The following is a 13519-nucleotide window of genomic DNA, read 5'->3' on the forward strand; positions in this document are numbered from 1 at the left end:
TCACGGCCGCGGATGGACGATCAGGTGGCACAGTGCGGGCAGGCTGCCCCCGGCCAGGCGCGGCATCACCGACGGCAGTTCCTCGAAGGGGCTCTCACCGGTGACGAGCATGTCGAAGGCGGGATCGGCGAGCAGTTCCAGGGCCAGGTCGAGCCGGTCGCCGTGGCCGCGCCGGCCCCCGCGCGCGGGGGCGACCGTGCCGACCTGGCTGGAGCGCACGGTCAGACGGCGCGAGTGGAAGTACTCGCCCAGCGGTACGCTGACCCGCCGGTCGCCGTACCAGCTCAGCTCGACCACCTCGCCCTCGGCCGCGACCAGCTCCAGGGAACGCGCCAGCCCGGCCTCGGTGGCGCTGGTGTGGAAGACCCGGTCGCGTTCGCTTCCGGCCTCCTCCGGCAGGGCGAACTCCACGCCGAGCCGCTCGGCGACCCGCGCCCGCGCGGGGTCCACGTCCACCAGTTGCACCCGCACTCCCGGAACCCCGGCGGCCAGGCGCGCCACGCAGCAGCCCACCATTCCGGCGCCGACCACCGTCAGCCGGTCGCCCAGCAGGGGAGGGGCGTCCCACAGCGCGTTCACCGCCGTCTCCACCGCTCCGGCCAGCACCGCCCGACGCGCCGGGACGTCCTCGGGTACGGGCCGCACCGACTCCCTCGGGAGCACGAACCGCGTCTGGTGCGGGTACAGGGCGAACACCGTGCGCCCCACCAGGTCGGGCGGCCCCTCCTCGACCACCCCGACGCTGAGGTAGCCGTACTTGACCGCGCCGTCGAACTCCCCCTCCTGGAAGGGCGCCCGCATGAGCCCGTACTGGCTCGGCGGCACGCCTCCGCCGAAGACCAGGGCCTCGGTGGCACGGCTCACCCCCGAGTACAGGGTGCGGACCAGGACCTCCCCTCGCCCGGGGGCGGGCAGTACGCTCTCGCGGATCTCGCCCTCGCCCGGTGACCTCACCCAGAACGCCCGTGCCGTACGACTCATACTCCTCCTTGCTCCCTTCCCCGGCCGGTGGCCGGTGCGGCGGGCCCCACCGGTCGGCGGTTCCGCCACAGGTACACGGCGTCGCGGCCGAACGACCACCCCAGGACGGTCAGCGCCCCGGCCGCCACGGCGGCCGAGCCCCAGTGGGGGAGTACCCGGGCGGAGACCGCCACCAGGGCCACCCCCTGGACGGCGGCCACCGCCTTGCGCGCCCGGCTCGGCGGCAGCGGCGCCCGCAGCCACGGGGCCGCGTATCCGGCGAGCACGAACACGTACCGCGTCACACCGATCACCGCCACCCACGGCCCCAGCGTGAACGCCGTCTGCACGCTCAGCACCAGGATCAGGAACGCGTCGGCCTCCATGTCGAACCTCGCGCCGAAGGACGACTCGGTCCGGGTCCTTCGCGCCACCGGCCCGTCGACCAGGTCCAGCGCCAGCGCCAGCGACGCCAGCACCACCACCGGCCACACGGGACCGCCGTCGGCCACCAGCGCGGTCACCGCGCCGATGAGCACCGACCGCACCAGTGTCACCAGGTCGGCGGGGCCCAGGGCGTCGTGGCCCGCGCGACGCATCGCCCATGCCAGCACCGCCGCCCCCGTCAGCAGGTAGGCGGTTCCCGCCGCCCAGCCGGCCGTTCCCAGGTCCGCGGTCACCGTGAGTACCACCAGTACCGCCACCTGCGCGCACGCGCCGGCGGCCAGGGCCGGTCGCCCGCCCACGGCGTTCAACCGAGTGTCTCGTCCAGGTGCGGCAGGTCGTGCCCCAGGCGGTCGCGCTTGGCGGTCAGGTAGGCCAGGTTCTCCGCGCGGGCGGGCATCAGCAGGGGGACCCGCCCCATGACCTTGATCCCGTACTCGTCCAGGGCACGTGCCTTGTCGGGATTGTTCGACATCAACCGCACCGACCGCACCCCCAGGTACAGCAGCACCCGCGCCGCCGGGCCGTAGTCGCGCACGTCCACCGGCAGTCCCAGCTCGGTCGCCGAGTCCACGGTGTCCAGGCCGAGCCGGTCCTGTAGGGCGAGCGTGCGCACCTTGGCCACCAGGCCGATGCCCCGGCCCTCGTGGCCGCGCAGGTAGACCAGCACGCCCCGTCCCTCGCGCACGATCGCGTCCAGTGCGGCCCCCAGCTGGTCGCCGCACTCGCAGCGCAGTGCTCCGAAGGCGTCCCCGGTCAGGCACTCCGAGTGCGCACGGACCAGCACCTCCTCGAAGCCGAGGACCTCGCCGAACACCAGGGCCACGTGTTCCTGGTCGTCCACCGGGTCCCGGAAGGCCACCGCGCGGAACGTCCCCCGCCGGGTGGCCAGCTCCGACTCCGCCACGGAAGCCGGATCCATGCTGTGTTCGCTCATACGTCCCCTCGTTCCACCGCGCGGCAGCGGCCACACACGCCCGGTGCCCCGCCCCTGGGGGAGTGAAACCAGGGGGCGGGGCACCGGGAGGGGAGGAGGGCGCCGTGGGGAGGCGCGTGCGGCCGCGGCCTCCGGACGGGAGGGGCCGCCGGAGGAGCTACTTGCCGCCGACCCCCATCATCCCCTGCACCAGGGAGCGGCGTGCGAACAGGTACACGATGAAGAGCGGCACGGTCGCCAGCACCACCGCGGTCAGCAGGCCGGGCACGTCCACGCGGTACTCGCCCTGGAACTCGTACAGACCCATGGTGATCACCCGGCTCTCCATGGACTGGGTGAGGATCAGCGGGAACAGGAACCCGTTCCAGGCCTGGAGCGCGGCGTACACGCCGATGGTGCTCAGTCCGGACCGCGACAGCGGCACCACCAGCTGGAGGAAGGTGCGCACCGAACCCGCGCCGTCCAGGGCCATCGCCTCGTACAGCTCCTCGGAGATGTCGCGCATCGACCCCACCAGGATCAGCACGCACACCGGCAGCGCGAACGCCGCCGTGGGCAGCACGATGGCGGTCAGTGTGTCGTACAGCCCCAGTTCGAGGATGATCAGGTACACCGGGATGATCACCGCCTGGGACGGGATCGCCAGCCCCAGCAGGAACAGCCGGAACACTCCCGAGGTCCACCGGGTGCGCGAGCGCACCACGGCGAACCCGGTCATGGCGGCGAGCACCAGCACGATCGCCACCACCGCGACGGTGACGACCGCGGTGTTGAGCACGAATCCCAGGACCCCGTTCTCGACCGCCTTGACGTAGTTGTCCAGGGTCGGGTCCGAGGGCGGGGTGAGCGGCCCCTCGGCGGTGTAGTTCTCCGAGCGCTGCACCGTGGCCACGAGCAGCGCGTACAGCGGCACCCCCACGATGGCCAGCCACACCAGCGCTCCCAGCCAGCCCAGGACGTTGGGACGCTGGCGGCCCGCACGCCACCGCAGGGCGGCGGGGCGCCGACCACCGGGACGCTGCTGGGAGGTGGGCCTCTCGGCCGTATGGACGCTCACATTCCCTCCCGGGTACTGCGCATGTTGCCGAAGCCGGTGAAGCGGACCATCAGCAGGGAGACCACCGTCGCCACCAGTACCAGCGTGAACGCGATGGTGCTGGCGTATCCCAGTTCCCAGCTCTCGAACCCGGCCCGGTACATCAGGAACGGGACGATGGTGGTACTGGTTCCGGGGCCGCCACCGGTCATGATGAGCACGGTGTCGAAGTAGGTCAGCGAGCCCACCACCATCAGCACCGACGACGTGGTGACGGTGTGCCGCAACTGCGGCAGCGTGATGTGCCAGAACGCCAGCAGCCGTCCCGCACCGTCGATCTCCGCCGCCTGGTACAGCGACGGCGGGATCTGCCGGGCGCCGCCCTGGTAGAGCAGCATGTGCAACGGGATGAACTGCCACGCGCTGACGAACACGATCACCAGGAACGCGCTGTTCGTCCCGCCCAGCACGTCCACCGACCCCAGGCCCAGGCGCGGGCCCAGCCAGGCCAGCGGCCCGAAGTTGGGGTCCAACAGGGCCCGCCAGATGAGCGCGATCGCCGCCGAGGAGAGCAGCAGGGGCAGGAAGAAGATCGCCGAGAGCACCGCGCGGCTGCGCTGTCGGCCGGCCGCCCAGACGCCCAGCAGCAGGCTGATGGGGGTCTGGACCGCCCAGGAGAGCACGGTCAGCAGCAGGCTCAGCCCCACGGCCTTGCGCATCAGGGGGTCGGCGGTCAGGCGCGACCAGTTCTCCATACCGACGAAGCGGGGTGTGCCCAGCCCGCCCCACTCGGTCAGGGACAGGTAGGCCACCAGCACCATCGGCAGGGCCGCGAAGAACGCGAAGTACAGCAGCCCGGGGACGGCCCACAGCGGACCCGGCCGCCCTGTGCGGGGGACGGCGGCCCGCGCGGCGGAGCCGCCGCGCGGACCGTCGGGCCGGGGGCCCCGGGGCGGGCGGCCGCCCGCCCCGGAACCTTCGGCCGCCGGGTCACCGGTCATGGTGCCACCGGTCGCCTGGCTGCTGGAGCGGCCGGTCACAGGGCCGCCAGTGCGTCGACGAACTGCTCGGGCGTGCTCTGGCCGTTGAACAGCGACTCGATCTCGGTGACCATCGGCGTGGCCACGTCCGGCGGCAGCGCCTGGTCCCAGGAGAGCTGGAAGTGCGGCGCGTCGCGCACCATTTCGTACTGGAAGGTGGCGAAGTCCGGGCTGGGGCTGTCGGCCACGGCCTCCTCGGCGTTGACGGTGGTGGGCACCTCGCCGTTCGCGACCATGTCGGCCACGTACTCCTCCTCCGAGGTGTACGTCAGGAACTCCAGCGCCGCGTCCATGTGCTCGGTCTCGGCGGTCACCGAGAAGAAGTTGGTCGGGTTGCCGACCACGTTGTCGGGGTCGCCCTCGCCGCCCTCGATCGGCGGGAACTCCACGTACCCCAGGTTCTCCTGTGCGAACTCCTCGTCCTGGTCAAGGATGGTGGAGTACTCCCACGAGCCCATCAGGTGCATGGCGGCCCTGCCCTCGGAGAGCAGGGTGGAGGCCGCGCCCTCGGTGTAGCTCACCGAGGCGTAGGAGTCACCGAACGCGCCGCTGTCCACCAGTTCCCGGACCATCTGGGCGGCCTCCAGGACGGCGGGGTCGTCCCAGCCCTCGGCGCCCTTGGACTCCACGATCTCGGCGAACACCTCGGGCCCGCCGATGCGGTCCACGAGGTACTGGAGCCACATCTGCTCGGTCCAGGGGTCGGCCCCGGCGAGGGCGAAGGGGGTGACGCCCTCCTCCTTGAAGGTGTCGACCAGGCCCAGGATGTCCTCCCAGGTCTCGGGGGGCTCGACACCGGCCTCCTCGAACACCGTCTCGTTGTAGAAGAGGATGACCGGCTGGGTGCCGCGCAGCGGGATGCCGTACTGGACGCCGTTCACCTGGCCCGCCTCCAGGATGGAGGGGATGAAGGACTCGGCGAACTCGGGGTTGTCCGCCAGCATGTCGTCCAGGGGCTGGAGCATGTCCTGTTCGACGTAGGGCTCGATGCTGCCCCCGCCCCAGTTGAAGAACACGTCGGGCCGCTCGCTGGAGCCCATCGCGGTGCGCAGGCGCTCCTCGTAGTTGTCGCCGGGCACCTCGTCGATGACGGCCTCGGTCTCGGAGGCCTCGTTGAATCGTTCGACGGCGCCCTCCTGCACGACGACCAGTGTGTCCTGGTACATCCACACGTGCATCTGGTCGTCGCCGCCGCCACCGCCACCGCCGCCTGAACAGGCGGTGGCGGCGAGCAGACAGAGCGCCGTCGCTCCAGCGACGGAGCCTAGGCGGGGGGTTCTCATGGCCACTCCTCTTTCGAAACTATCGGGAAGTATTTCGAAATATTTGCGCCCGAATGTACGCGGCGTGACGTGGGGCGTCAATAGGCAAGTGAGAGGTGGGTCACCTGGGTTCCCACAGCACGCCCACGACCGCGTAGGATCAGGCATCGTGAGTGCAGACCCGACCCCCGACTCCGCGCGAACGACCTTCTCGGAGCCGGTCACCATCTCGAAAATTGCGGAAGCCGCCGGCGTCTCGGTGCCGACGGTCTCCAAGGTGCTCAACGGGCGGGCCGACGTGGCCAGCGACACCAGGGCACGCGTGGAGGAACTGATCCGCCGCCACGGCTACCGGCGCCGCCGGGGCCCCGGCGGGGGCCGGTCCTCCATGATCGACCTGGTCTTCCACGAGCTGGACAGCGCCTGGGCGGTCGAGGTCATCCGCGGGGTGGAGAGCGTGGCGCGCGCCGAGGGCCTCAGCGTCGTGCTGACCGAGTCCGGAGGCGCCCAGACCCCGCGCGACGACTGGGTCGACGCCGTGCTCGCCCGCCAGTCCACCGCCGCGATCCTGGTCTTCTCCGACCTGGCGCCCGAGCAGCGCACACGCCTGACCGCACGCGGCATCCCCTTCGTCGTGGTCGATCCGGCGGGCGATCCGGGCCCCAAGATGCCCTCCGTGGGGTCGGCCAACTGGAACGGGGGCCTGGTCGCGACCCGTCACCTCCTCGAACTCGGGCACCGGCGCATCGGGGTGATCGGCGGGCCCCGGCACGTGCTGTGCAGCAAGGCCCGCATAGACGGTTACTCATCGGCGCTGGACTCCGCCGGCCTGACACCGGACCCCGCCCTGATCCGCTACGGCGACTTCCACGTCGAGAGCGGCCGCGACCGGGGACGGGAGCTGCTGCGGCTGGACGATCCGCCCACGGCGATCTTCGCGGGCAACGACCTACAGGCTATGGGACTGTACGAGGCCGCCCGTGAGCTGGGGGTACGCATTCCCGAGGACCTCAGCGTGGTCGGCTACGACGACCTGCCGGTGGCCCGCTGGATGGGTCCGCCGCTGACCACCGTGCGACAGCCGCTCACCGAGATGGCCGAGGAGGCCACCCGGATGGCGCTCACACTGGCCCGCGGGGCCACCCCCGCCAACCTGCGCCTGGACCTGGCGACCGACCTGGTGGTGCGGGGCAGCAGCGCCCAGCCGCTCACCGGCTGAGCCCTGACGCGGTTCGCTTCGGGTGGAGAGCGCGGCCCGGGCGCCGGAGGAACGACGCCCGGGCGCCGGCCGCGGGCGGGTCGGGGAGCGGTTCCTGCCCGATCCCTCGCCGACAGCTCCTGCGAGGCGGCGGAGAGGGGCGGCCGCCGGTACGCGTCGTGCTCGGCCGGGCGCGCGACGGGGAGGCCCGCACGTGGTGGTGGATGTCCTCCCCGAGGGGCGGCCCCAGGTGAGTCCGTCCCGGGCCGCCGAAACGGTCGGGGCCTCTCCTCGCGGGAGCCTCCCGCCGCCGGAGCCGTGCGCCCTGCACGCGGACCCGGACGCGGCCGGAGACGGGGGTCTAGGAGGGCGCTGAGGCGGCCAGCGAGTACGTCAGCGGCAGGCGCGCGGACCGGTCGGGATAGCGGAAACGCCCGCCGTCGGCGACGAGGGCGTCGCAGCGCCGGAACGCGATCGTCCCGTGTTCGTGGACGAACTCGATGCGCAACCCGGCCCCGGCGACGGCGCTGATGACGTCGCCGAGGGTGTGGTGCCACTCGGTGGCGGTGTTGTGCGTGGTCTCGGCCTCCCAGTCGGCGTAGGAGCCCGACACCTCGTAGGTGCGCGCTCCGCGGGCGAAGTAGTCGTGCACGGCGGTGACACCGTCGCCGTCGTCCAGGACGTCGGCCAGCGGATGGAACTCGGCCAGGTAGAGCCGCCCGCCCGGGCGCAGCAGGCCGGCCGCGGTGCGGGCCCAGCGTTCGATGTCGGGTAGCCACATCAGTGCGCCCGTGCCGGTGTAGACGACGTCGAACGCGCCCGCGCCGAACACGTCGACGGCGTCGTGGACGTCGGCGGCGACGAACCGGGCCCTGTGGTCCAGGCCGATGTCGGCGGCGAGGCCGGACGCGGCCCGGACGGCCGCCTCGGAGAAGTCCAGACCGCTGACGCGGGCGCCGTGGCGCGCCCAGGACAGGGTGTCCAGGCCGATGTGGCACTGAAGGTGGACCAGGTCGAGGCCGGTGACGTCACCGAGTTCGTCGAGCTGGAAGCGGTCCAGGGGCTCGGCGCCGGCGCGGAACCCGTCGAGGTCGTAGAAGGGGCTCCTGGTGTGGATCGCAACCCGCTCGTCCCAGTGCCGGTGGTTGCCCTCGACAAGGTCCGCGGTGCTGTCGGCGTCGCTCATACCGGCATCCTAGGAACAGGACGTACCGTGCCGGCAAGCCGTTTTCACGCGGCGCTCCGCCCCGCCACGGCGGGTTCCGTGTACGTGTCCACCGTGACCGGGCCCTTCCCCCCGGAAAGCCGGGGTGCGTAGGAGTCTTGGCTGGAAAGCGCTTGCCTTATAGGGTGGGCCACCCCCCAGCCGTAGAGGAGGCGTATCCATGGGCATCCCCCCACGTTTCGTCCTGAGAACGAGTCCGCTGGTAGCAGGCGTATGCGCGGTGCTGATGGCGGCGAGCACCACCGCGCTGGCCGAGCCGCGCGAGGAGCCGCAAATCCAGTTGGAGCGACTGGACCGGGGCCTGGTCGCGGTCGATGTGGAGGAAGGCGTTTTCCTGAGCTGGCGTCTGCTGGCCTCCGAGGTCACCGGTCACACGGACTCGGGGCTCAGGGGCACGAAGTTCCGGGTGTACCGGGACGGGAAGGTCGTCGGCACAGTCGGGGACAGCACCAGCTTCCTGGACGAGGAGGGCACGGAGGGCTCCGAGTACAGGGTCGTTCCGGTGCCCCGGGGCAGGCCCGGAACCGGACCCGCAGGAGAGACGGCCGTGTGGGCCGAGGGCCACCGCGACCTGCCCCTGCGAAAGCCCGAGGGCGGAACGACCCCGGCGGGGGAGGAGTACGAGTACACCGCCAACGACGTGAGCGTCGGCGACGTGGACGGGGACGGCCGCTACGAGTTCGTCGTCAAGTGGGACCCCACCAACTCCAAGGACGTCTCCCAGAAGGGGTACACCGGCAACACCTACGTGGACACCTACACCCAGGAGGGCGAGCTGCTGCACCGCGTCGACCTGGGTGTGAACATCCGCTCGGGCGCGCACTACACGCAGTTCCTGGTCTACGACCTCGACGGTGACGGCCGCTCGGAGCTGATGCTCAAGACCGCCCCGGGCAGCAGGTCGCTGGCCTTCGGCGAGGACGGCGAGGTGTCCGAGGACTACGTGACCATGCCGGAGGAGGACGTCGAGGCCGGGTACGGGCACGGCGACGACTACCGGATGAGCGCCGAGGACTACCGCGAGCACGTCGTGGAGATGTTCCTGGGCTGGCACGAGCACCCCGAGGTCGTGGCCGGGAACTGGCCGCGGACCCTGGAGGAGGCCTTCGGCGAGGAGCCGCGCCACGACTACCCGCTGAGCCGGGAGGACGCCGAGTCCCTCGCCGACTTCTTCATCGACGAGTACGCGCCCTCGCGCAGTGGAAGGAACGACCTGCGTGGTTTCGAGGGCTTCGTCCTGAGCGGACCCGAGTACCTGACGGTGTTCGACGGCGAGACCGGCGCGGAGCTGGACACCGTCCGCTACGAGCCGGGACGCGGCGACGACGGCCTCATGTGGGGCGACTACGCCATGTCGCGCATCGAGCCGGGCAACCGGGTGGACCGGTTCCTGTCCGGCGTGGCCTACCTGGACGGCACCAGCCCGTCGGCGGTGTTCGCCCGGGGCTACTACACGCGCGCGGCCGTGGCGGCCTACGACTTCGACGGCGAGTCCATTCGCGAGCGCTGGACCGCGGACAGCGGGCACGTGCCGATGGACAACCCGTTCAACGCCTCCCCGCACGGCGGCGACGGCACCGATCCCGAGACGGGAACGCTGGCCGGCCAGGGCTTCCACTCCTTCAGCGCGGCCGACGTGGACGGCGACGGCCGCCAGGAGATCGTCTACGGCGCCGCGACGCTGGACGACGACGGCTCCCTGCTCTACTCCTCCCACGACCACGGTCCCCCCGAGAGCGACGTCGCGGGAGAGTACGTCAAGCTCGGCCACGGCGACGCGATGCACGTGGGCGACCTCGACCCCGGGCGGGACGGCCTGGAGGCCTGGACCGTGCACGAGGGCTCCGCGAGCGTGCCCTACGGGTTCGCGATGCGCGACGCCGCCACCGGAGAGGTGCTCTTCGGCGGGTACACCGGCACGGACACCGGCCGGGGCATGGCCGGCGACATCGACCCGGACGTCCCCGGACTGGAGGTCTGGTCCTCGATGCCGCCCGGCGACGACGTCGAGGCGGGCCTGTGGAGCGCCGACGGCGAGTTCCTCGGTGACCGGACCCCCGGCACGAACATGAGCATCCGCTGGGCCGCGGACATGACCACCCAGATCGTCGAGGGGACGCGGGATCCGAGGATCCGGGACTGGAGCCGCGGCACCCTGCTCACCGCCGAGGGCACCCACACCAACAACGGCACGAAGGGCAACCCCGCCCTGGTCGCGGACGTGCTCGGCGACTGGCGCGAGGAGCTGGTCGTGCGCACCGAGGACAGTACGGCACTGCGCGTCCTCACCAGCACCGAGGTGACCGACCGCAAGCTGCACACCCTCATGCACGACCCGCAGTACCGGGTGGGCGTGGCCGGGCAGCAGAGCGGCTACAACCAGCCGGCCTACCCGAGCTTCCACCTGGGCTCGGACACCGACTGGTCGCGGGTGGAGGTCCCCGAGGCCCGGTACCCGACGACGCGGTAGGGGAGCGGTCCCGGGCGGCGGGTGCCGCCCGGGACCCCGTCGTCTCCGAACGGCGCCGCCGGTACCGTGCGCGCCATGACGTTCATGAGGCGACCGCGGGTGGCGCGCCTGGTGGCCCGTTCGATGCAGGCGGGCATGGCGCTGGCCGCGGGACGTGCGACCCGGCGCGCCCACGCGCGGCTCCCCGAGTATCCGCGAAGGGCCGGGTCGCTCACCGTGCCCACCTCGCACGGACCGGCGCGCGTCACCGTCCACCGCCCCGAGCCCGGCCCTCGGACCCCGGCGGTGCACGTCAACCTGCACGGCGGGGGCTTCGTGCTGGGCTGGACGGACATGGACGACCCGCTGTGCCGTGTGCTGGCGGCCGAGGCCGGGGCCGTCGTGCTGAACGTGGACTACGCGGTCGCCCCGCAGCACCCGTTCCCGACACCGCCCCACCAGGCGTACGAGGTCGTGCGGTGGGCGGCGGCCCACGGCGGGGACCACGGCTGGGACGGGACCCGGCTGACCGTCGGCGGGCAGAGCGCGGGCGGATCCCTGGCCGCGGCGGCCGCGCGGCTGGACCTGGAGGGCGGCGGGTCCCTGGTCACGCTGCAGGTGCTGCACTACCCGTCGCTGGACCTGACGGTCCGGACGGAGGACAAGCCCTCGCCCGTCGCCCGGCCCATGCTGCGGCCCTGGATGGGAGAGGTCTTCAGCACCTGCTACCTCCCCGGCCCGGAGGCGGGCCGGGACCGGCTGGCCTCCCCGGCGGCGCCGACCGACACGGCCGACCTCACCGGTATCGCCCCCGCCGTGGTCGTCGTCGCCGAACACGACGTCCTCCGCGAGGAGGGGGTCCGGTACGCCGAGCGGCTCGAACGGGTCGGCGCGCTCGTCGCGCTCCACGAGGTGCGCGGCCGCGACCACGGGTACGACGTGGGCCACGACGACGCGGCGCGGGAGACCTACCGCGTGATCGCGGGACACCTCGCACGGGCGACCGGACCGGCGGCCTAGGACCCGCTCGGACCGTGCGGATCCGCTGACCCCGGCCGGCCGCGTCCGCGGCCGGGGCGCCTTCCGGTCCGCGTCCCGGCCTCGGAAGCGTGGGCCGCCGCCGCCCGCCGTGTACTCCGGCCGAAACCCGCGGTGAACACCCTGGGTGATCCGTGCCCGGTGACGGGACGCCGACCACGCGCTCCGTTAGGGCACCGGTTCCCCATGGCTGTCCTTTTGTGCAGGTCAATAGCCCGCACAGCCTTCTTTCCGGTCCCGGTGGTTCCCGTGGAAAATCCGGCCGCCCGACCTCTCGGCATGGTTGTCTGGTCACTGACGGTCACCATCTCGCGCGAGCGGAGGCTCGTACCGGCCACCTGCGCGAGGCCGACCGAACCACCCAGACCACTCCGGAGGAACCACATGCATGTGTCCAGGCGCTCCCTGCTCGCGGGAACGGGAGCCTTTGTCCTCTCCACGGGACTGCCCCAGTCGGCCGCCGCGGCCGCACCACAGCGGCGGTCAGGCCTCGCGCAGCCGCCGCGGAGCCGGTTCGTACGCAAGGACGTGGCCGGACTGGTCGACGCCGTGACGGGAGCCTGGGCACCGGAGCTGTACTGGTACGCCAAGGCCGTCGGCTGGATGAGGGAACAGCGGCGGAACGATCCGAACTCCTGGCGGTTCCAGTGGTACACGCACGGCAAGCCCCGGCGGGAGCGGACCGATCCCCCCGAGTGGCACCAGTGCCCGCACGGGGACCGGTACTTCCTGCCCTGGCACCGCTGGTACCTGTACTACTTCGAGCGGATCGTGCGAAACGTCATCGTCACCGAGCTGGGTCAGAAGAGCATGGCCGACTGGGCGCTGCCGTACTGGAACTACGCGCACCTGATGTTCGGCGGCGACCCGGCGGCCTCGAAGGAGTGGCGCAGGATCCCGCTGCCCTTCCGGCAGCGCAGGATCCACGACCCCCAGGGCCGGGAGGAGGAGGACAACCCGCTGTACCTGCCGGTCAACATGGAGGGGCGCTGCCTGGGCGACAGGGCCATGACCTTCAGCGAGGTCGATCCGGCCGTCGCGATGCGGGAGGACTCCTTCTGGCCGCCGGAGGAGCAGGAGGTCGAACGCGCCGGCTTCTCCCTGGTGCTGGAGGGCTCCCCGCACAACGTGGTGCACGTCCGCACCGGCGGTCTGATGGGCGCGGTGGAGACGGCGGCCGGGGACCCGGTGTTCTGGCTGCACCACGCCAATATCGACCGCTTCTGGACCGCCTGGCTGACCAGGCACCAGGTGCCCACCGGATGGCGGTGGCCCGAGGTGCGCCCCAAGCACGCGCCCGACGACCCCGACCTGCCCTACCTGCTGCGCGACGAGAACGGCGGCCGGCACACACTGGAGGGACCGGTCTTCACCTTTCCCCGGAACGCCTACACGTACGAGTCGCTGACCGACGGCATGGGCGCCGGCGGGACACCGTCGGCCTTCCTGGTCGTCGGGATGCCGCAGGGAGCGCCCACGTTCGCGGTCGCCGACGAGGTGACCCACCTGGGCGCCGAGCCGGTCACCCTCTCACCCGGCACCGGGAGGAGCGGCGCGGACACCATCGAGACCGCGGTGGAATCCGGCGACCGGGTCGTGCTCACCTTCGAGGGCGTGCGCGCCGACGCGGCGCCGTGCACCACCTTCCTCGTCTTCCTCGGCGGGGACGAGTCGGACACCGATCCCGCCGGGCCCGCCTTCGTGGGCCACCTGACGTTCTTCGAGAACGTCGGACCCCGGGCCGCGCACTCCGACGGCACCAGGCTCTCCTTCGACGTGACCGAGACGCTGCGGGAGCTGCCGGACCAGGCCTGGACCGGCGAGGAGATGCCCGTGGTCCGGGTGGTCCCCGGGCCGCTGGCGGAGGCGGCGGCCATCGCCGAGGCCGACCCGCGCTTCACCAACGCCACCTTCACGGTGGTCTGACACC

At 72.1% G+C, this 13519-nt stretch carries 11 protein-coding genes; 4 read left to right on the top strand and 7 right to left on the bottom strand.

The features are described from left to right. The 6 genes from NOSIN_RS07665 to NOSIN_RS07690 all read right to left on the bottom strand — a co-directional run bounded on the left by NOSIN_RS07665 (position 1) and on the right by NOSIN_RS07690 (position 5700). Positions 1-981 carry a dehydrogenase gene (locus NOSIN_RS07665; RefSeq protein ID WP_077690064.1) on the bottom strand — a complete coding sequence of 327 codons (981 nt, stop codon included), beginning with the start codon at positions 979-981 and terminating at the stop codon, positions 1-3. Then, entirely contained in the window at positions 978-1706 is a 729-nt protein-coding gene (locus NOSIN_RS07670; RefSeq protein WP_236743324.1) for a CDP-alcohol phosphatidyltransferase family protein, read from the bottom strand. Before NOSIN_RS07670 ends, NOSIN_RS07665 begins: the two co-directional genes overlap by 4 nt. A gap of 5 nt (positions 1707-1711) precedes the next feature. Continuing rightward, a complete protein-coding gene (gene ribA, locus NOSIN_RS07675) occupies positions 1712-2341 on the bottom strand; it encodes a GTP cyclohydrolase II (RefSeq protein ID WP_077690065.1) in 630 nt (209 codons plus the stop codon). 157 nt (positions 2342-2498) lie between these two features. Further along, complete coding sequence (locus tag NOSIN_RS07680; RefSeq protein ID WP_077690066.1) at positions 2499-3398, bottom strand: carbohydrate ABC transporter permease; 900 nt, start codon at positions 3396-3398, stop codon at positions 2499-2501. After that, positions 3395-4417, bottom strand: coding sequence for a carbohydrate ABC transporter permease (locus tag NOSIN_RS07685; protein ID WP_077690067.1), 1023 nt, complete (start codon positions 4415-4417; stop codon positions 3395-3397). Before NOSIN_RS07685 ends, NOSIN_RS07680 begins: the two co-directional genes overlap by 4 nt. Next, positions 4414-5700: an ABC transporter substrate-binding protein gene (locus NOSIN_RS07690; protein WP_077690068.1), complete on the bottom strand. Its 1287-nt coding sequence runs from the start codon at positions 5698-5700 to the stop codon at positions 4414-4416. Before NOSIN_RS07690 ends, NOSIN_RS07685 begins: the two co-directional genes overlap by 4 nt. A gap of 205 nt (positions 5701-5905) precedes the next feature. Here NOSIN_RS07690 and NOSIN_RS07695 point away from each other — a divergent pair, with 205 nt between their 5' ends. After that, positions 5906-6898 (top strand): LacI family DNA-binding transcriptional regulator, encoded by a 993-nt coding sequence (locus NOSIN_RS07695; RefSeq protein WP_077693476.1) that lies wholly within the window; start codon positions 5906-5908, stop codon positions 6896-6898. Positions 6899-7238: 340 nt separating this feature from the next. Here the strand turns inward: NOSIN_RS07695 and NOSIN_RS07700 are convergent, their stop codons facing one another. Further along, positions 7239-8063 (bottom strand): class I SAM-dependent methyltransferase, encoded by an 825-nt coding sequence (locus NOSIN_RS07700; protein WP_077690069.1) that lies wholly within the window; start codon positions 8061-8063, stop codon positions 7239-7241. Positions 8064-8262: 199 nt separating this feature from the next. Here NOSIN_RS07700 and NOSIN_RS07705 point away from each other — a divergent pair, with 199 nt between their 5' ends. From NOSIN_RS07705 to NOSIN_RS07715, 3 genes are all read left to right on the top strand, one after another. After that, a complete protein-coding gene (locus NOSIN_RS07705; RefSeq protein ID WP_077690070.1) occupies positions 8263-10572 on the top strand; it encodes a rhamnogalacturonan lyase in 2310 nt (769 codons plus the stop codon). 75 nt (positions 10573-10647) lie between these two features. Next, positions 10648-11571 carry an alpha/beta hydrolase gene (locus NOSIN_RS07710; RefSeq protein WP_077693477.1) on the top strand — a complete coding sequence of 308 codons (924 nt, stop codon included), beginning with the start codon at positions 10648-10650 and terminating at the stop codon, positions 11569-11571. Positions 11572-11973: 402 nt separating this feature from the next. Further along, positions 11974-13515, top strand: a complete 1542-nt coding sequence (locus tag NOSIN_RS07715; protein WP_227014436.1) for a tyrosinase family protein — start codon at positions 11974-11976, stop codon at positions 13513-13515. The last annotated feature ends 4 nt before the right edge of the window (positions 13516-13519 follow it).

The organism is Nocardiopsis sinuspersici (assembly GCF_001998325.1).
GTDB classification, from domain to species: Bacteria; Actinomycetota; Actinomycetes; order Streptosporangiales; family Streptosporangiaceae; genus Nocardiopsis; species Nocardiopsis sinuspersici.